General features: G+C 28.5%; 15 protein-coding genes and 1 other annotated feature. Of the genes, 14 read left to right on the top strand and 1 reads right to left on the bottom strand.

The window, feature by feature from the left end; genetic code table 11:
- The first annotated feature begins 144 nt into the window (after nucleotides 1-144).
- From GXK56_RS25970 to GXK56_RS26000, 7 genes are all read left to right on the top strand, one after another.
- Nucleotides 145-381, top strand: a complete 237-nt coding sequence (locus tag GXK56_RS25970) for a hypothetical protein (RefSeq protein WP_160692950.1) — start codon at nucleotides 145-147, stop codon at nucleotides 379-381.
- Between the two features lie 90 nt (nucleotides 382-471).
- Nucleotides 472-2,406 carry a molecular chaperone HtpG gene (htpG, locus tag GXK56_RS25975; protein ID WP_160692952.1) on the top strand — a complete coding sequence of 645 codons (1,935 nt, stop codon included), beginning with the start codon at nucleotides 472-474 and terminating at the stop codon, nucleotides 2,404-2,406.
- Nucleotides 2,407-2,655: 249 nt separating this feature from the next.
- A complete protein-coding gene (locus GXK56_RS25980; RefSeq protein ID WP_160692954.1) occupies nucleotides 2,656-5,124 on the top strand; it encodes a LuxR C-terminal-related transcriptional regulator in 2,469 nt (822 codons plus the stop codon).
- 610 nt (nucleotides 5,125-5,734) lie between these two features.
- Nucleotides 5,735-5,872 (top strand): six-cysteine ranthipeptide SCIFF, encoded by a 138-nt coding sequence (gene scfA, locus GXK56_RS25985; RefSeq protein WP_009172015.1) that lies wholly within the window; start codon nucleotides 5,735-5,737, stop codon nucleotides 5,870-5,872.
- A gap of 121 nt (nucleotides 5,873-5,993) precedes the next feature.
- Entirely contained in the window at nucleotides 5,994-7,355 is a 1,362-nt protein-coding gene (gene scfB / locus GXK56_RS25990; RefSeq protein WP_160692955.1) for a thioether cross-link-forming SCIFF peptide maturase, read from the top strand.
- Nucleotides 7,356-7,588: 233 nt separating this feature from the next.
- Nucleotides 7,589-8,812, top strand: coding sequence for a pitrilysin family protein (locus GXK56_RS25995; protein WP_160692956.1), 1,224 nt, complete (start codon nucleotides 7,589-7,591; stop codon nucleotides 8,810-8,812).
- A gap of 155 nt (nucleotides 8,813-8,967) precedes the next feature.
- Nucleotides 8,968-10,422: an aminotransferase class I/II-fold pyridoxal phosphate-dependent enzyme gene (locus GXK56_RS26000; protein ID WP_160692957.1), complete on the top strand. Its 1,455-nt coding sequence runs from the start codon at nucleotides 8,968-8,970 to the stop codon at nucleotides 10,420-10,422.
- Nucleotides 10,423-10,529: 107 nt separating this feature from the next.
- Here the strand turns inward: GXK56_RS26000 and GXK56_RS26005 are convergent, their stop codons facing one another.
- Nucleotides 10,530-12,203, bottom strand: a complete 1,674-nt coding sequence (locus GXK56_RS26005) for an extracellular solute-binding protein (protein WP_160692958.1) — start codon at nucleotides 12,201-12,203, stop codon at nucleotides 10,530-10,532.
- Between the two features lie 669 nt (nucleotides 12,204-12,872).
- On the opposite strand from GXK56_RS26005, the gene GXK56_RS26010 reads away from it, so the two are divergent.
- From GXK56_RS26010 to GXK56_RS26040, 7 genes are all read left to right on the top strand, one after another.
- Nucleotides 12,873-13,172: an ATP-dependent Clp protease adaptor ClpS gene (locus GXK56_RS26010; RefSeq protein WP_160692959.1), complete on the top strand. Its 300-nt coding sequence runs from the start codon at nucleotides 12,873-12,875 to the stop codon at nucleotides 13,170-13,172.
- Between the two features lie 3 nt (nucleotides 13,173-13,175).
- The gene (clpA, locus tag GXK56_RS26015; protein ID WP_160692960.1) at nucleotides 13,176-15,455 is read left to right on the top strand and encodes an ATP-dependent Clp protease ATP-binding subunit ClpA; all 2,280 of its coding nucleotides are present in this window, start codon (nucleotides 13,176-13,178) and stop codon (nucleotides 15,453-15,455) included.
- 252 nt (nucleotides 15,456-15,707) lie between these two features.
- A complete protein-coding gene (locus GXK56_RS26020) occupies nucleotides 15,708-15,863 on the top strand; it encodes a zinc-ribbon domain-containing protein (RefSeq protein ID WP_160692961.1) in 156 nt (51 codons plus the stop codon).
- 434 nt (nucleotides 15,864-16,297) lie between these two features.
- Nucleotides 16,298-16,590, top strand: a binding site (T-box leader).
- 68 nt (nucleotides 16,591-16,658) lie between these two features.
- A complete protein-coding gene (locus GXK56_RS26025) occupies nucleotides 16,659-17,138 on the top strand; it encodes an Lrp/AsnC family transcriptional regulator (RefSeq protein ID WP_160692962.1) in 480 nt (159 codons plus the stop codon).
- On the top strand, nucleotides 17,135-18,313 hold the full coding sequence (locus tag GXK56_RS26030) for an aminotransferase class I/II-fold pyridoxal phosphate-dependent enzyme (protein WP_160692964.1): 1,179 nt from the start codon (nucleotides 17,135-17,137) through the stop codon (nucleotides 18,311-18,313). Before GXK56_RS26025 ends, GXK56_RS26030 begins: the two co-directional genes overlap by 4 nt.
- A gap of 427 nt (nucleotides 18,314-18,740) precedes the next feature.
- On the top strand, nucleotides 18,741-19,757 hold the full coding sequence (locus tag GXK56_RS26035; RefSeq protein WP_160692966.1) for a LacI family DNA-binding transcriptional regulator: 1,017 nt from the start codon (nucleotides 18,741-18,743) through the stop codon (nucleotides 19,755-19,757).
- Nucleotides 19,758-19,878: 121 nt separating this feature from the next.
- Entirely contained in the window at nucleotides 19,879-21,000 is a 1,122-nt protein-coding gene (locus GXK56_RS26040; protein WP_160692968.1) for a BMP family ABC transporter substrate-binding protein, read from the top strand.
- Nucleotides 21,001-21,239 lie beyond the last annotated feature (239 nt).

Raw genomic sequence — 21,239 nt, forward strand, 5'->3', positions numbered from 1 at the left:
ACAAACTTATTTAGTATTTTCAGAATATTAAATTTATTTAAATATTGATTCGCATTATATTAATAAAGGTAAATTAAAAGAAATGACAATTTGGCTTCACATAGATAGATTTATCAAAAGCAAATTGCTTTATGAAATAATAGCATGAGATATATAGTCTCAGGATTAGCTATAATAATTAAAGAAGATTTTATAAAATTGGAGGTTTATTCTAAAAATATGAGTGGATCATATTTGAAAAATAACATTATATTTGGAGTTGCATATGGGTATGTATTCCAAGTGGTGGCTGATTATAAAATTTATGGAATGAAAAAAGCTAAAGCATACACATCTAAAGGATATGCAAATAATTTAAAGAAAGTATTCTTTCTGCATTAAATATATTTCATCTTTTTGAGAATAATTTGACAATAAATACTATTTGGTCTAAAATATTTTTGGCAAAAAAAATAGAGGAGTGGTTATAAAATGATAAAAGAAAACGGTAATATTTCAATTGATACTGAGAACATCTTTCCTATTATTAAAAAATGGCTATACTCTGACAAAGACATATTTATAAGAGAAGTTATAAGTAATGCGTGTGATGCAATCAGCAAATTCCAAAGACTGGCTTCAATTGGAGAGGCTGTAGTAGCGGAAGATGAAAAATATAAAGTAATAGTATCTATAAATAAAGAAAAGAAAACACTTAAGTTTATTGATAATGGAATTGGAATGACAGAAGAAGAGGTTAAAAAATATATTAACCAAGTTGCTTTTTCTGGTGCAACAGATTTTATGGAAAAATATAAAGATAAAATGGATGAAGGAAAAGATATAATAGGCCACTTTGGTCTTGGATTTTATTCGACTTTCATGGTATCAACAAAAGTACAAATAGATACATTATCTTTTAGAGAAGGTTCAGAATCTGTAAGATGGGAATGTTCTGGTGGAACTGAATATGAAATTGGAACTTCAGATGAAAGAGCAACTAGAGGTACGACTGTAACTTTATATATAGATGATGAAAGTGTTGAATTTTTAGAAGAATATAAAGTTAGGGAAATAATAAAAAAATATTGTTCATTCTTACCAACTGAAATTTATTTAGAAGATGAAAATAAGCCGAAAGAAGAGCCTAAATATGAAACAAAGAAAAATGAAGATGGAACTGAATATCAGGAATTAGTTGAACCAGAGGCTCCAAAGCCATTAAATGATACAAATCCATTATGGATGAAGGCGCCTAAGGATTGTACTGATGAGGAGTATAAAGATTTTTATAGAAAAGTATTTATGGACTTCAATGAACCATTATTTTGGATTCACTTAAATGTAGATTATCCATTTAATTTAAAAGGAATACTTTATTTCCCAAAATTTACGCATGAATTTGAAGCTACAGAAGGACAAGTAAAATTATATAATAATCAAGTATTCGTAGCAGATAATATTAAAGAAGTAATTCCAGAATTTTTATTATTATTAAAAGGAACTATTGATTGCCCTGATCTTCCTTTAAATGTATCAAGAAGTTTCCTACAAAATGATAAGGAAGTATCAAAAATTTCTAATCATATAGTTAAGAAGGTTGCAGATAAATTAGTAGATTTATTTAAAAATAGCAGAGAAGAATTTAATAAATTCTGGCCAGATATACAAATATTTATTAAATATGGTTGCTTAAGAGATCCTAAATTCTATGACAAGATTAAAGAAATAATAATATTTAAAAACTTAAAAGGCGAATTTGTTACATTAAAAGATTATCTTGAAGCCAATAAAGAAAAACATGAGAATAAAGTATTTTATGCTAATGATGAAAAGCAACAATCACAATATATAAAGATGTTCAAGGAATATGATTTAGATGCTGTAATATTAGATTGTTCATTGGATGATCATTTTATTTCTTTCTTAGAAATGCATGAAACAGGAGTTAAATTTAATAGAATTGACTCAGATATATCAGATACATTAGGTAGTAAAACTGATGAAAATGATGAAACTCAAAAAGCATTAAATAAAGAAATTGAAGATGTATTTAAAAATGCCCTTGGAGAAAAAATAACTAAAATATCAATTGAAGGTTTAAAGAATGAAGATACTCCAGCTCTTATTTTAGTTTCAGAAGAATCTAGAAGAATGGCTCAAATGAGTAAAATGTATGCTAAGTCAGGAATGAATTTCCCAGGCATGTTTGAGGAAGAAAAGACTTTAGTTATAAATAATAAAAATTCTATAATCAAAAAAATTATAGAAGTTTCAAAAGATGATTCTAAAAAAGATGAGATTAAATTTATTTGTGAACATATTTTAGATTTGGCTAAGATTGCTAATAAAGAGTTAAATGCTGATGAGATGGATGATTTTATAAAAAGAAATAACTTGCTTTTAAGTAGGGTAGTAGCGCTTTAAAATATTATGATATAATAAGAAAAATTAAATAATGAAATAGAGTACCAAGTAAAATGTATGGTACTCTATTTTTTATTTAGTGGTCAATATACTTTGAATGTGAATTTTCAAAATAATCTAAAATTGGACAAAAATCAACTTCTAATATAATATAATTAATATTAGTTAGAGAAAATTTTAAATATACGTATATAAATATAATGATATTATATTGCATTATAATTTGAATTAAATTAAGGTGGAAATGTTATGATAAATTCAATTTATAGACCTAAAATAGTCCATAGAAAACGCATTGAGGTTATATTGGATAGAATTTTTGATGTTCCGATATTTTTTGTTTGCGCATCTATGGGATATGGCAAAACTACTGCAGTAAAAAACTTTCTGGATAAAAAGAAAAACATTGAAGTTGTTTGGTTTAATGGAGCAAATGAGGAAAATGATGATGTGTGGATGTGGCATAAATTTGGGGATTCATTAAAAAAAAGTAATTTAAAAATGAGTGAAAGACTTATTAATTGTGGAATTCCTAAAAGCAATATGGATAACCGTAGAATAATAGAAGCTATTCGGGAAGAAATGCATAATAAAACTGTACTAGTTATTGATGATTGGGATTATAAGAGAACTGTTTTTATTAAATCATTGTTAAAGGCTATAGCATTTGAAGGTATTAAGGATTTGCATATTGTTTTAATAAGCCGTAATAGACCCGAGAATGAATATATAGAATTGGAATTAAAACAAAAATGTATTATAGTTGGGCAAGACGATATATCTTTTACCTTTGATGAAACTGTTGAATTTTTTAATACTAATGGAATAGAGTTAAGTGAAAAAGAGAAGCATGAGGTATATGAATATACTGGAGGATGGACTTCAGCCACCTATTTAGCATTACTTCAATATTATGAGGAACATAATTTTAAAGATATTCCTAAAGCAACTCAACTAATTAAAACAGCTGTATATGATAAATTTGATGAAACTACAAAGAAAATTATATTAAAACTATCATTAGTTAATAATTTTACATTGGAACAAGCAATTTATATTACTGAAGATGATAGTTGTAATTTAATAATAAAAAAGTTGGTTGAAAATAATTGTTTTATCAAATACGATAGAAAATCAAAGTTATATAATTTACATTCTATTTTAAAAACTGCATTAGAAGAGGAAATATTATATTCTGATGTGGATTTTTATAAAGTAAATAATGCCGCAGGAGATTGGTATTCAAAAAATAATGAAGATATACAAGCAATAGAGTATTATTATAAAGCACAAAATTTTCAACGAATACTTGATTTAATTGAACGAAATTATACAATAAACCTCACTAGGTTGTGGGGAAGGATTATTAATTCAGTATTTAAAGAACTTAGTTTTGAGGAAAAAATAGCAAGACCTATAGCTTATCTAACATACTTGTTTTTTTATATAGTTTACGAAGATGCTATGATTGGAAAAGAACTTTTAAATCAAGTAAAAGAAATATATATAAAAAATAAAATAATGAAAGATAAAAAGCATATATTAGGTGAAATTGCATTTTTAGAAAGTTTGTTAACGCTCAATGATGCAAAGAAGATGATATTTTATCATAAAAAAGCATATGAATTGTTTGAAGGAGGAATTTCGAGAATTGCAAATAATAGAATGCCAATAAGTTTAGGCTCACCTCATTTTTTATGTCTTTATCATAATCAAAAAGGAAAATTAAAAGACATAGTTAAATGCTTTGAAGAAGAAATTCGTTACTTTGTTCATATATCTAATGGAGGAGCTAGTGGAGTAAAATATTTGGTTGTGGCGGAGTATTCCTTTGAAATTGGCGATGTTTATAATGGAGAACTATTTGCATATAAGGCTTTGCATAAAGCTAAATCAAAAAATCAAACAAGCATTATAATTTGTTCTCTTTTTCTTTTAATGCGTATTAGTATTAATAGAAATGATAATTTTGAAATTAGGAATAAGTTGCATAATTTAATTAAAGAATATGGAAATATGGATATTCCAAGTTTTTTAAATGGAGCAGAAATAGCATTGGAATATATAAATGGAATTACAGGTAATATAGAGGCTACGGATAAGTGGACAAAAGAGGTGCCAAAGAACTTCATGAGAATAATTTCACCAAATGTTAAAATGAGATATGTTATATGTGGGTTAACTATGATAGGTAAAAAAAATTATATTGAATTAGAAGTTCAGGCAGAAACCATGTTAGAAGCTTATGAAAACAGTAATAAAAATATTTTTGGAATTATATATTCATATATCTTTGATTCCATTGCAAAGTATAACTTATATGGAATAGAAAAAGCCCAAAAATCTCTATTGAAAGCAATTGAGTTAGCTAAGGAAGATAATATAATAATGACCTTTGTTGAATTAGCTCCCCATATAGTACATATATTAAAAACTCTTAAAAAAGATGAGTTTACTAATGTATTACTTAAAAAATGTGAAAAATTTAACGAAATATATTTTCATGAGTATGTGGCGGAGAAGAAGATCGAATTAACTCCAAGGGAACTTGAAGTAATAAAACTAGTAGAGGAAGGTTATAAGCAACGTGAAATTTCTGATAAATTACATATTGCTTTAATCACTGTAAAGAAACATATAGCATCAGTATATTTAAAATTAAATGTTAAGAATAAGATAATGGCAATTAATATATTAAAAGATAATGGTATAATATAAAATTTTTATAGAAGGATAGTAATCAGAATATTATTAGAAATAAAATGTATTCAAGGAAGGTCGTTTAGAGTTTAGATGCTTTTTACTAATTGAGTATAATCAATTAGTAAAAAGTATACTTTAGTATAATATACACAAGAAATATATATAGATATAATAATAAATGGATAGAAGGTTTGTTAGTAAAGGGTTAAAAACTAAAGTCGATTATGGTAAAAAGCTTATTATTGATATCTTATTGTAAAGAACGTTACCTATACCTAGATTAATTTATATTAGAATCTCCTAGTTCTAATTAAGACTCTACTACCCCTACAATATTGGTATTCAATATAAGCATAATTATTTACAAGGGTTTATTTATAAGAGGTTATTTAAAGGGAAAGAAATATAATAAATATTTGTTTTGCAAACTAAGTAAAATGTATTCTATGAAAAAGTTTACTTATTTGTTTGATAAATGTTTATTATATTTTTTTGCGCTTGCACTAAGAAGTAAATATAGTGAACATTTAGAAAACAAGATTTAAAGTGGAACTTATATTGTAAAAGTTCCAATGGAGTGATATAATTACTAGAGATATTTTTGTGAATGGAGGAGTTTTTATTTATGAAGCATATAAAAACTATAAACAAACCAAATATTAAGAATAGTTTATGTAAGCCAGGATGTAAAGAATGTGCAAACTCATGTCAATCAGCTTGTAAGACATCTTGTACAGTTGCAAACTTAGAATGCGAAAACTAATTTTTTTAAAGCAGTAACTAGATGGTTACTGCTTACTTTAAGCATATGAAAGAAAATAATGAGTCAAAGGTATTGACTTGTTATTTTTTTCTATATGCCTTGTATATAGGAGGAAATTAAAGTGTCTTTAATACATAAATTTAAACAAGGTGAAAACTATTTTGTTTTAGATGTGAATACTGGAGCAGTTCATGTTGTAGATGAATTAGTTTATGATATATTAGATGATGATAAATTAAAAAATAAAAAACAAATACTTGATGAACTTAAAGATAAGTATGATATGGAGGAACTTTCAGAAGCTTATGATGAAATTCAAGAATTAGCAGAAGAAGGGATTCTTTATTCAGAGGACCAATATGAGGAAATAGCCCATAGCTCTATGGATGATAGGGATTATATAAAAGCTATATGCCTTAATGTAATACATGGATGCAATTTAAGATGTAAGTATTGCTTTGCTGATGAAGGTGAATATCATGGTCATGGTGGTGTTATGAGTGCAGAAACAGCAAAAAAAGCAATTGATTACGTTATTAAAAGAAGTGGTCCAAGAAAAAATATTGAAATTGATTTGTTTGGTGGAGAGCCAACTTTAATCATGGACACTATAAAAGAAATAATACAATATGCTAGAGACAATGAAAAAGAGTGGAATAAGAATGTAAGATTCACTATGACTACAAATGCTACTCTTTTAACTCCAGAAATGATGGATTTTATGGATAAAGAAATGGGAAATATAATTTTATCATTAGATGGAAGAAAAGAAGTAAATGATAAGGTTAGAATTAAGCCGGACAAGAGCGGTTCTTTTGATGATATTATTCCAAACATTAAAGAAATGATTAAGAGAAGAACAAAAGGTAAGACCTATTATGTAAGAGGTACATTTACAAGAGAAAATACAGATTTTTATGAAGATGTAATGGCTATGATAAATGAAGGTTTTAGAGAATTATCAATTGAACCTGTTGTTTTAGAAAATGGACATCCTCTTTCTCTTAGAGAAGAAGATTTAGACGTAATTTTTGAAAATTATGATAAATTATATGAAGATATGGCTAAAAGAAAAAGAGAAGGTAATGATGAATTTAAATTCTATCACTTTAACATAGACCTTCAAGGTGGACCATGTGTTTATAAGAGAATTTCTGGCTGTGGTGCAGGCTTTGAATATGTAGCAATAACTCCGCAGGGGGATGTATATCCATGCCACCAATTTGTTGGAAAAGAAGAATTTAAACTTGGAAATATTAATGATGATACTTTTGATGGAGAGCTTTCTAAGAAATTTAAGAAAGCCCACATATACAATAAACCTAAATGTAGAGAATGCTGGGCAAAATTCTATTGCAGCGGTGGTTGTCAGGCAAATAACTTTAACTTTAATGGAGATATGAATATTCCATATGAAATTGGATGTAAAATGCAGAAGAAGAGAATAGAATGTGCAATTGCATTAAAATGCGAAGAACATTAAAAGTCTTAAATTTAAAATTAGGAATAAGCAAGTTTATAATTGCCTATCCCTAATTTTTTTATGTATTTTATTGCTAAAATAAAAAAACTATCAGCCACAGATCGTTCTAATATAAAAAGATTAAACTAAAAAAATTATATTATTAACAAATATTATTATAGTGAAGTTTATATTAAATAGGATATAATATAATTATATTAATCAATAGAATAATATGTGAGGGGTAATTTTAAGTGGAAGAACATATTTTTGAAAATAAGTTAAAATTAATATATAGACATACAGAATCTGAACTTACATCCCTTTGTATATCAGTAGATGCTGGTGCTGGTGTTGAAAAAGAAAAATATGGTTTAGCACATGCAACTGAGCACATGGTATATAAAGGAACTAAAAATAGAAGTGAGAAAGAAATAAATGAGGATTTAACTAATATTTTTGGATTTAATAATGCTATGACTAATTATCCTTATGTGATTTATTATGGAACTTTACTTAAATACGATTTGGAGAAGGGTGTAGAACTATTGAGTGATATTATAATTAATCCCACCTTTCCGGAATATGGATTTAATGAAGAAATGGCTGTAATAAAAGAAGAACTTAAGCAGTGGGATGAAGAACTAGAACAATATTGCGAAGATAAATTGTTTTATAATAGTTTTGAAAATAGAAGAATAAAATATCCCATTATTGGAACGGAAGAAAGCTTAAATGAAATTGAATTAAGTGATATAAAAGAATTTTATTCAAAATATTATTTTCCAGAAAATATTTCGATTGTTGTAGTTTCATCAATAGATTTTAATAGAGTTAAAAAGATTATATGTGAGTATTTTGGCAAGTGGAAGTCGTCAAAGAATAAGAGTAAAATAAAAAATATTGATTATGAAAAATTAAATGGACAAACATTTACAGATATAAAAAAAGGTATAAAAACATCTAGGGTTGAAATAATGTGTCCTATAGATAAATTAAACGATAATGAAATGAAGGCCTTAAGAATTTTTAATCAATATTTTGGAGAAGGTGTCAATTCAATTCTTTATGAGTCACTAAGAACGAAAAATGGACTAGTTTATGATGTACTCACTAAGATCTCTAATGAAAATTATATAAAGGTTTATAAAATTACATTTAATACAAGTAATGAAAATGTAGAAAAGGTTATAGATTTAGTTAAGGAGTGTATTGAAAAACTAAAATTATTATCTAATGAGGTTGGTGTGAACACCATAAGACAGTTGATAAAGAATTTTAAGATAAAAAGATTATTCAGGGAAGAACAAAGTATAGTTTTAGCAAAAGAATTGGCTACTTATGATACAATGTTTGGTGATTATAAAATATATGTTGATGAAATTGAAGGATTAGAGTTATTAACTAGAAAAGAAATATTTCAAACAGGAAGTGAAGTATTAAAGAATCTGACAATACAAATAATTCAGGGAGAGTAAGACCTGTAATTAAATACTATAGTTAAATTACGAAAAATATTAAAAACAAAGGTTTCAAAATTATTCAGTATTAGGGAATATGTAATATATATTATAAAGCTTTATATCATGTAAAATTGATATAAAGCTTTATAATTTAGGGAGGGGTGGCTGATTTGAAAATACCTTTATTAGAAGAAGTTCTCAAATATCATGAGGAAAAGAATTTGCTTCTTTCTATGCCTGGAAATAAAGGCGGAATCGGATTTTTAAGTGATGAGATAGGAAAAGAATTTGTTCATAAATTAGGCTTTTTGGATATAACGGAGGTTGATCCTTTAGACAATTTACATTGTCCGGAAGGGGTCATAAGAGAAGCGCAAGATTTATTGGCTAAAACTTATAAAGCTAAAAAAGCGTATTTTCTGGTGAATGGAAGCTCTTCAGGAAATCTTGCTGCTATTTTTTCTGCTTTTAATGAAGGAGATGAAGTTCTTGTTGAAAGAAATTGTCATAAATCAATATATAATGGGTTGATTTTGAGAAAATTAAAAGTAAAATATATAGAACCTGTTATTAATGATGAATATGGTGTGTTTTTGCCACCAGATAAAGAAAAAATTTATAATGCATTTAAAGGATGCATAAATCCAAAAGGAATTATATTAACGTATCCAAATTACTTTGGAATTACATATGAAATAGAAGATATTGTATTAGATTTAAAAGCAAAGGGATTGAAGGTTATTATTGATTGTGCACATGGAGCTCATTATGGAACAAATAGTAGACTTCCTAAATCTGTTTCAAGCATTGGAGATTATATTGTGTTGAGTGCTCATAAAACGTTACCGGCTTTAACTCAAGGAGCATATCTTTTAGTTAATGAAGATAACTTTAATTTAGAATTTTATTTGAGAACATTTATGACAACTTCACCTTCTTATTTAATTATGGCATCCTTGGATTATGGAAGATATTATTTGGATAAATATGGAGAACAAGATTATGAAAGACTAATTAATTTAGCTGAAAAATGGAAAGAGAAAATAAATAAATTAAATAAAGTTCACATATTATCAAGTGTGGACATAAATAAGAAATATAACTATGAAAATAGAATTGAAGAAAAGAAAAATTATAATATTGACTTAAGTAGATACATAGTAATTCTTCCAGAGGGATATAGTGGACATAAATTATTAGAATATTTAAGAAGCAAAAAAATACAAGCTGAAATGAGCTTTTCAAGAGGTGTAGTATTAATACTGTCTCCGTTTAATGGTAAAAGAGATTTTGAAGATATATATCAAGCTATTTTAAAATTGGAAATGAAAAATATATGTGCACCAATAGAAGTAAAATATTTTTCTGATATTCCAGAAAAAAAGTTAGAACCTTTTGAAGTTTTCAAAATGGATGGTAAGTCGTGTGAAATAGGAGAGAGTGAAGGGCATATTGCAAAAGAAGCAATAATACCATATCCACCTGGAATACCGTTAGTTTGTCCTGGAGAAGTTATTTCTAGAAATGCTATAGATATAATAAAAGATTATGTAATTAATAAAAAAAGTATATTGGGAGTTGAGAATAATAAGGTTCAAGTGATTAAAGAAAAAAATGAGGTTTGATATATGCGTACTAAATAATTAAAAACGAGCAAGTAGATTCTTCCATTAGAGAATCTACTTGCTTGTTAATTATAAAGAATTTTTGAATGTCCAGTAATAGTAGAATATTATTTGTTGTTTTTTACCAATTCAACTCTTCTCTTTACTTCTTTAGTAAGTGCATCTTCATATGCCTTTATATCTGCTTGAGTTGTAAGCGCTGTCTGATATTCCTTCCAATTAGAATCAAATTCAGATGTTTTAGAAATAATAATCTTAGGAAGCCATTTCTTTTTAATGTCATCCATTCTTTGCATAGCTATTGCTTCAGGCTGATCTGATGACCATGTATCACAAGCTGAATAAATTGGATACCAGTCTCCAATTTTTTCGGGTTTTGGTAATGAATCTGACCATTTATCATAACCATATCCTTTAAGAATCTTTTTGTCGATTTCGCTTAATGTAGCTTGGAATTCACCTATTTGATGTGATGGTATTATACAATTGATTCCATCATCTAAGTAACCAGCAGCATATCCAGGTAAACCTGAATAAGGACACATATTCGCATTAACCCAATCTTGATTTCTTTGATTATTTCTTTGTTCATCAGTTCTGTAGAAGGAACCTTTATCATCTACTTTATAGTCAATATCTTTTTCACCCCAATTTCTTAATATTTCAACTTCATCAGATAATAAATCATTAATACATTTTAATGCGCCATCTACATCTTTACAGCTAATTGTAATTGCTGTACCGCTTCCTGCATTAATTGCCGGTATAGTGCTATAATGTGTTTTTATGTTAGGATCAAATGATAAAGGGAATCCAACATAAGTTCGTTCATCTAAATTTTGTTGTTTTAATGAATTTTCTGCAGTTTGAAATTGCCACTTTTGATCAATCATTCCAAGTACACGGCCTGTAGAAAGTTTTGAAATATATTGGTCATAGCTTGCTGTAAAGGTTTCAGGGTCTATAATGCCTTTATTATATTCTTCATTTAATTTTTTATAATATTTTTCTGCTTCGGGAATTAAATTGTAATTTTTTGCTGTTAAGGTGTCTTTATCGATAATAGCCTTTCCGTCATTAGGGTATCCTGCTAGGAATTGAGGGGGATTTTCTAAACAGAAATATCTCCAATCACTACTTAAAATCTCAAATCCTATAGTTGGTTGTCCGTTTATTTTTGGATTTGCTGCCTTATACTTTTCAATTAAATCAAAGTATTCATCAGGAGTTTTTATCACAGGATAATTTGCCCATTCTAAAACTGCTTTTTGAATCCAAAAGAGCTCATCTCCACTTTCTGGAGATGTAGCTTTATCATCTTTAGCTCTTCCAAATGGTGGAATATAATAAATATGTCCATCCGCACTTCTTACTTTTTCCCAGTCAGTAGCTGACCAAAATTTTTTAATGTTAGGATATTTATCAAGTTTGTCTTCCAATGGAATAAGTGCACCTGCATCTATTAGCTGTTGGTTTCCATTTATAATATCTGGATATTCACCACCTGCAATCATTACTCCAATTCTTTCAGAGCCAGTTTGCCCAGTAAGGAATGTCTCAGTTACTTTAGCACCTATTTTTTTTGCTATAGCATTTTTTAACCTATTATTCTCTGGCACTTCTCTTCCTGCGGTTGGAAAGAATGCTGTAAATTCTTTGATTTTACCATCACTAGATGTACTACTAATTGTTTCTTGGCTCTTGCCTCCACAACCTGTCAGTAAGCCTAAAGTCATAACTCCTGTTAAAAATGCACTTATAAATAATCTACTTTTTTTCATTTAAATTCCCACCTTTTTAGTTTTTAGATCAGGATTTCATAAAAATGGTATGCTTGTTACAATTTCATGCTAAGGGTATCGTTTACAATACTATTTATAGAAAATTATAAAATATTTACCAATATAAAACAATGATATATACAAATATAAAATTGATACATTCTAAGATTAGTAGATTAACTATCATAAATATTTACTATGTTGATTATTAAGTTTCATATCCAGAAAGTTTTAATTATGGTATCTGTAGGGAGGTTTTAGTTTTTTGAATAAAATATAATTTTTTAACCTAAAACTATTCTTATGGCAAAGGAGATGTTCATAGCAATTAAAAAAATGTTAATACAACGGTTCTAACTAATTGCGAATTGTTAACTGAATTAATGGTATGAAATTGAATAGTGTGATAAAATATACACATATAAAAAGAGCAGCTATGCACTTCTGAAAGGAGTGGCTATGCCATAATGCGGATCTTTTCTGCAATATGGAACTTCTCATATATAAAAAGAGCAGCTATGCACTTCTAAAAAGAGTGGCTATGCCGCAATGAGGAACTTCACTGCAATACGGAACTTTTCTACATATAAGAACATCTTATGGCATTTTAGACTTTTTATTTTCTTTTATGTGCCTAAGTAAGATATAGGAAGGAATTGACAACTATATATGGAAACGAATATTGTTACCAAACAAAAAGATAAAGTTAAAATAAAAAAACCTAAAAATTATAAAGTTGTTATGTATAATGATGATTATACTACAATGGAGTTTGTTATTAATATATTAGTAAGTGTGTTTAATAAAAAGCTTTTGGAAGCAGAAAAGATAATGCTAGATGTACATGAAAAAGGTAGCGGGATAGCGGGGATTTATAGCTATGATATTGCAATAACTAAGGTTTCAACTGCAATGGCTATGGCAAAGGAAAAGGGTTTTCCGTTTAAGCTTACAGTTGAGGAGGCGTAGATTATGAAAATTACTAATGAAGTTAATTTAATATTACTTAAGGCATATGAAGAAGCAAGAGGAAAAAACAGTGAATATATTACTCCAGAACATTTACTATATGCAGCAACCTTTGATGAAAATGTAGAGTGTGCTATTAAAGAATGTGGTGGAAGTTTAGATAATTTAAGATATAACTTAACTACTTATATAAGGACATATATAAGCAAGATAGGACATGGGGAACCTCAAGAAAGTTTTGAATTTCAGCAAGTTATTTTAAATGCTCATGAACAAATTAAAAATAGTGGGAAAGACGTAATTGACGTAGATCACATACTATCAGCCATATTTAATTTGGAGGATAGTTATGCCAGATATTATTTAGAGCAGGAAGGAGTTACAAAGAGAGAATTATTATATTCTTTATGTCATAGTTTAGCAGATGAGAATAGATCTTCTTATGAAGATGAAAATTTAGAAAATTTTGAAGAAAGCAGAGAAGAAAGTGTTCATGGAGAAGAAAATCAAGAGCAGATTAAGAAAAAGAAAGAAGATGCATTTCTTCATAAGTTTACAACTAATCTCATTGAAAAGGTTCAAGAAGAAAATGCTGATCCGTTAATAGGAAGACAGGATATTTTAGATAGAAGTATTCAAATACTTTGCAGGAGAATAAAAAACAATCCTATTCATGTAGGAGAGTCAGGCGTAGGGAAAACTGCCATTACATTAGGTCTTGCAAGGCTTATAAGTGAAGATAAGGTACCCGAAAAGTTAAAAGGTAGCTCTATGTATTCTCTGGATATTGGAGCTGTAATTGCAGGTACTAAATATAGAGGGGATTTTGAAGAAAGAATTAAGAGAATTTTAGATTTAATAGGAAAAGAACAGAAACCAATAGTTTATATAGATGAAATTCACAACATAGTAGGGGCAGGAGCGTTAAATGGGGGCGCGTTAGATGCTTCTAATTTATTAAAACCATATTTAACAGAAGGAAAAATAAGATTTATTGGAGCTACTACTTTTGATGAATATAAAAAGTTTTTTGAAAAAGACAAAGCCTTAAGTAGAAGATTTCAAACAATAGATGTTAAAGAACCTTCTATTAAGGAAGCTATAGAAATACTTAATGGACTTAAGAGTAATTATGAAGAATATCACAATGTAACTTATACAAAGGAAGCTATACATGATGCAGTTACCTTAAGTGATAAATATATTAATGATAAATATCTTCCAGATAAAGCTGTTGATATTATTGATGAAGCAGGAGCTTATGCACGTATGCATAATCAAAACTTAGAAGAAAAAATAGTTATAGATAATGAAATCATTGAAGAAATAATATCTAAAGTATGCAGTATTCCAAAGCAGACGGTAGAATCAAGTGAAATTAATTCATTAAAATATCTAGAATCAGAATTAAAAGAAAATATTTTTCATCAAGATAATGCCATCGAAGAAGTTGTTAGATGTATAAAAATGTCTAGATCGGGATTAAATGAAGAAGATAAGCCGGTAGCCTCTATGCTTTTTGTAGGGCCTACAGGAGTTGGGAAAACAGAAATAGCAAGATGTCTTTCTAAAAAGCTTGGTGTAGAATTAGTAAGATTTGATATGAGTGAATATGCTGAAAAGCATGCAGCCGCAAAACTTATAGGTTCTCCTCCAGGATATGTTGGATATGAAGAGGGTGGACTTTTAACAGATGCTATAAGAAAAACGCCTCATTGTGTTTTATTGCTAGATGAAATCGAAAAGGCACATGAAGATATTTTAAGTGTTTTACTACAAGTTATGGATTATGCAACACTTACTGACAATAAAGGTAGAAAAGCTGATTTTAGAAATGTAATAGTAATAATGACATCTAATGCTGGAGCAAGAAATATAGGCAAGAAACTTATAGGGTTTGGAGAAAGAGAAGTTAAAGGCGAAGCTATAATGGAAGAGGTTAAGAGATTCTTTACTCCTGAATTTAGAAATAGATTAGATAAAATAATAGTATTTAACAGTATGAATAATGAAATGGCAATGAGTATTGCTAAGAAGCAGCTTAATGACTTTAGAGTAAAGCTTTCTACTAAAAACATAGAAATTCAGTTTACAGAAGAATGCTCTAAGCACCTTGTAAAAATAGGTACGTCAGAAGAATTTGGAGCTAGAGAAATTGCAAGAGTAATAGCTTCGAAAATAAAACCGTTATTGGTTGATGAAATTCTATTTGGAAAATTAAGCAATGGTGGAAACTGTAGAATTGATGTAAATAATGAAGAATTTGAATTAACAATTGAATAGTTAAATTTTATAAGACAAGAATTTATTTATAATAATGTAATTCTTGTCTTTTTTGTTAAGTAAATTTACTAAGCTACTATATAGTTATTTCAATCCTAAATGCTTTAAGTTAATTTTCAATAAAAAATTACAAAGATGAATAAAAGCTATAATTCAGGATAATATAATATTGAATAAAATAAATTTTTAAACTAAAAGAGGAGGTGAACTGTTGCAAAGTTATATTCTAACTTTAGCAATAGAACATTGGATATGGAAGATAAAAAATTAACATGCAGAGATTGTGGCGATGAATTTATGTTTACTGTAGGAGAACAGGAATTCTACAAAGAAAAAGGATTTGAAAATGAGCCAACAAGATGTGCGGGCTGCAGAAAAGCAAAAAAGCAACAAAATAATAGAGGATAAACAATATAGAAATTAGTTGATTTATCAAATAGCAGATAGACTGGTTAAAAGTGAAGTAGGAAAATCATTTTGCAATCAGTCTATTGTTTTGTCATAAATTAGATAGATAAAGTGTAAAATGATAAAGTGATTAATAATAAAACAGATCAAAAAATCTTCTGTGGTAAAAGATATTATGGTTAAAGTAAGTGGAATCTTAACAGCAGCTATTACCGAAATAATAATCTTGATGATTATTTATAAATAAAATGTTAAAAGAAACCAAAGGTAAATAATAAAAAATGAAAAAATATAAAAAATTATATTGAATTTATCATAAGTTTGTGAGTATAATATAAAAAAGATTTGAATAATAACTGTTTAAAATCTTTTTTATTATTAGAATTTAATATTTGTAATGTACATTAAAATAATTTAAAATTTAAGTTAATAAATTAAAGATGTTGATAAGGAAGAGTATATATAAGCAAACTTTTTAGAGAGCCAGAGGTTGGTGGGAATCTGGTAAGTAAGTTTTGTAGAAGCAGCCTTTGAATTTTATAACTGAAAAATAAAAGTTATGGTGTAAAATTTTAAACAACTTACAGTTTAAAAAGATAATTTTTAATTAGGTTATAACGTAGTCCTCACGTTATAGAGGTGGAGTATTATAAGTACTCTAGCTGAGTGAACAATATTTGTATTGTTTATTAGGGTGGTACCGCGAAGTAATTCCTTCGTCCCTTGTTTGGGATGGAGGATTTTTTTATTCTTTAAAAGTTTATAATAATATGAATCGCAGGGAGGCTATTAAAAATGGAAGAAATACTTGAAATTTTAGAGAAGAATGGTAGATACAGTGATGAACAAATTGCTGTTATGGTAGGAAAAACTGTTGAAGAGGTTAGAGATGCTATTAGAGATTATGAAGAAAAGAATATTATAGCTGGATACACAACTCTTATTAATTGGGAAAATACAGGAAGTGAAACTGTTACTGCTTTAATTGAAGTTAAGATAACACCTCAAAGAGGTGAAGGCTTTGATAAGGTTGCTGAGAGAATATATAAATTTTCAGAAGTTAAGGCTTGCTATTTAATGTCTGGAGGTTTTGATTTAACGGTTATTGTTGAAGGAAAGACAATGAAGGAAGTTGCGCTTTTTGTATCTGAGAAACTAGCAGTACAACAATATGTCTTAAGTACAAGTACACATTTTGTGCTTAAGAAATACAAGGATCATGGAACAATATTTAAAGAAAAGAAAGTAAGTGATAGGGAGGCTATATTTATATGATAATAGAGGATATGATTTTAGATTATGTTAAAAATATGCCTCCATCAGGCATAAGAAAATATTTTGATATAATTAATGAAATGGACGATGTCATTTCTCTTGGTGTTGGTGAGCCGGATTTTGTTACGCCTTGGAATGTAAGAGAAGCTGGAATTTATTCTCTAGAACAAGGGCATACTCATTATTCATCAAATGCAGGATTTATTGAACTTCGTATTGAAATAGCAAAATATCTTCATAGAAGATTTAACCTTGATTATAATCCTGACGACCAAATTTTGGTTACAGTTGGTGGAAGTGAAGGAATTGATATTGCCCTTAGAGCACTAGTTGGACCTGGAGATGAGGTCATAGTTCCAGAACCAAGTTTTGTTGCATATAAAGGATGTACAGCTTTCACAGGAGCAACAGCTAAGGTTTTAAATCTTAAAGCAGAAGATGAATTCAAGCTTACACCAGAAGCTTTAGAAGCTGCAATTACACCAAAAACTAAGGTGGTAATAATACCATTTCCTAATAATCCAACAGGAGCAATAATGACGAGAGATGAACTTGCAGGAATTGTAGAAGTGCTAAAGGATAAAAATATTATTGCTATTTCAGATGAAATATATTCAGAACTTTGTTATGGAGATAAACATGTTTCAATAGCATCTTTCCCAGAAATGAAAGATAAAACTTTAGTTATTAATGGTTTTTCTAAATCATATGCAATGACTGGTTGGAGACTAGGATACTTATGTGGACATCCTGCGTTGATAAGTCAAATGAAAAAAATTCATCAATATGCAATTATGAGTTCTCCAACAACAGCACAATATGCTGCGATTGAAGCTTTAAAGAGTGGTGATAGAAGTGTTGAGGAAATGTGTAGGGAATATAATAGAAGAAGAAGAGTATTACTAAATGGATTTAGGAAAATGGGATTAGAATGTTTTGAACCACTTGGAGCGTTTTATATATTCCCAAGTATTAAGTCTACAGGAATAACTTCGGATGAGTTTTGTGAACAAATGCTTATAAATGAAAAGGTCTTGGTTATTCCAGGGAATGCGTTTGGTGATTGCGGTGAAGGATTTATAAGAGTTTGCTATGCCTCTTCAATGGAAGATATTATTGAAGCACTAAAGAGAATGGAAAGATTTGTAGATAAATTAAAAAATAAACACCTATAAAAGGAGCAGCTATGCTGAAATACGGAACTTTTCGCATATAAAAAGAGTAGCTATGCCACAATACTGAATATTTAAAATTAAAAAATAGGGCAATCTAAATACATATTTATGATAGCTCTATTTTTTATAAAAATTTCATTTAATAAGTATATATTGAAAAAAGTTTATTTTATTAAGTAATAAGAGGTGTTTTTCAAAAAAGTTCATTGTTATAAAGAAAAATAAGGAAAAAAGCATTAATTATAAGAGAAAATAGAATTGGGTAGAATATTGACATCATATTCTTAATATTATATTATTAATATGAATATGGAAGCGATACCATATGGCAAGAAATTTTTCAAAACATAGATTTTACCAACAGTTTAGCAGTAAGTAAATAAAAACAAAGGTTAAATTAAATAATTTCCAATGGGGTGGATTTACAATGTCAGTAACTATAAGCGATATTGCAAAACGAGCAAATGTATCACCAGCAACAGTATCAAGAGTGCTTAATTGCTCGGGGTACGTAAAAGAGGAAACTAAGCAGAGAATATTAGAAGCAATAAAAGAAACGAATTATGTTCCAAGTGCAATTGCAAGAAGCTTATCGAAAAGTGATACGAATACAATTGGAGTAATTGTTCCAGATATCACAAATGCCTATTTTGGTGAAATTATAAAAGGTATAAGTGATATAGCTGAAAAAAATAATTTGAATATAATTTTGTTTAATACAAACAATTATTTAGAAAAAGAAATTCGAGCACTTAACTTGCTAAAGGAGCAAAGAATAAAAGGAATTATAATGACGCCAGGTTTTGGCGAAGAGAAATTTAATGAAATATACATTAAAACAATAAATAATTTAAATATACCAATAATTTTAGTTTCTGCAGATGTTAAATTTAATAAATTAAATGGTGTGTTTGTAGATAATGTAAAAGGTGGATTTGATGCAACGAACTTGCTAATTAAAGAAGGTCATACTAAAATAGGAATTATGACTGGTTTATTGAGTTCGGAACCAGTGGCAGATAGACTAGAAGGATATAAAAGAGCATTGAAAGATAATAATATTTCTTTTAATAATAAATATATTTATTATGGGGATTATAAATTAGAAAAGGCATATGAACTAACTAAAAAATTATTAATAGAAGAAGATCGTCCTACTGCAATAATAAGTTTTAGTAATATGATGACAATGGGAATAATAAAGGCATTAAAAGAAGAAAATAAAGATATTCCTAAAGATTTAGCTATTATAGGATTTAATAAGATTGATTTTTTAGACATTGTTGGACTTAATATTACTTATGTGGAGGATTCTCCAATAGAATTAGGAAAGACATCTATGGATATGCTTTGTGATATAATTAAAAGCAAAGAGAATAAAGATACAAGAAGGTTGACTATTGCACCTCAGATAGTAGTCAGAGGATCAGAAAAGAAATTATAATTGAATGTACAACGGGGTATATCAACTTTTAAATTTATAAAACTACTACTTTATAAATTTAAATCATAAATTAATTTTTGTGATTTTAAATATTAAATATTATATTTTAGGAGGAGAGATAATGAAAAAGAAATTATTATCATTGTTAGCAGTTTCTGCAATTACAGTAACTTTATTTGCTGGTTGTGGAAGTTCGTCAACTACAGGGGATAAAGCTGCAGGGGATAAGACAACTAAGGAAGAAAAGTTAAAAGTAGGTATGGTAACAGACTCAGGAACAATTGACGATAAGTCATTTAACCAAGGTACTTGGGAAGGGTTAGAAAAGACAAAAGCAGATTTTGGAACAGATACAAAATATGTAAAACCAAGTGGAGAAACTGAAGCAGATTACTTAAAGAATATAGGAGATCTTATTGACTCAGGATTTAAGCTTATAGCTACTCCAGGATTTAAATTTGAAACAGCTATTTTTAAAGCGCAAGATCAATATAAAGATGCTAAGTTTGTTTTAATAGATGGTACTCCAAATGATGGAGCGCAACCAAAAGCAAATTATAAAGTAGGAGAAAATGCAGTATCTATCTTATTTGCTGAACATCAATCAGGATTTATAGCAGGTGTTGCAGCAGCAGTACAACTTAAAGAAGGAGATCTTGGATTTATCGGTGGTATGGAAATACCTGCAGTTCAAAAGTTCAACTGGGGATTCCAACAAGGTGTAGCTTACGCTAACAAAAACTTAGGAACTAAAATGACATTAAAGCCTGAAAATGTTGTATATCAAGGAACATTTAATGATACAGCTGCTGGTCAACAACTTGCAGCACAAATGTATGATAGAGGTGTTAAAGCTATTTTCTGTGCAGCTGGTGGAGTTGGTAATGGTGTTATAACAGAAGCTAAAGCAAGAGCAGCAACAGGAAAAGGCGTTTGGATGATTGGTGTTGACAGAGACCAATATCAAGATGGTGTTGGAGCAGATGGTAAGTCAATAGTTCTTACTTCAGCTATCAAAAAGGTTGAAGCAGCAAGTTACGACATGGTTAAACAATTAAAAGAAGGAAAATTCCCAGGTGGTCAAACATTAACATTCGATATCACTAAGGATGCAGTTGGTATTCCAGCTAAGAATCCAAACTTAACTGATGATACAATGAAAACAGTTAATGATGTAGTTGCAAAACTTAAAGATGGTTCAGTTAAAGTAAATGATAAAAATGATGGATCATTAATCAAATAATAATCAAATAAATTCCTAAAACAATGTAGTTAGGATTCTATAAGATAATGATGAAGGGTGCGTTTCTACAGGTTTTTTATTCTTAATGGATTTGAAACTTACAGAAAATTCATCCTTCATTGTGTATAAGTATAAATTCAAAGTATATTGGATAAATTGTAATTTGAATAAGGAGGAGTCTGTGATGGAATATGTAGTTGAAATGCTAAATATTCGAAAGGAATTCCCAGGAATAGTAG

The organism is Clostridium sp. C2-6-12, from assembly GCF_009928485.1.
Lineage (GTDB): Bacteria > Bacillota > Clostridia > Clostridiales > Clostridiaceae > Clostridium.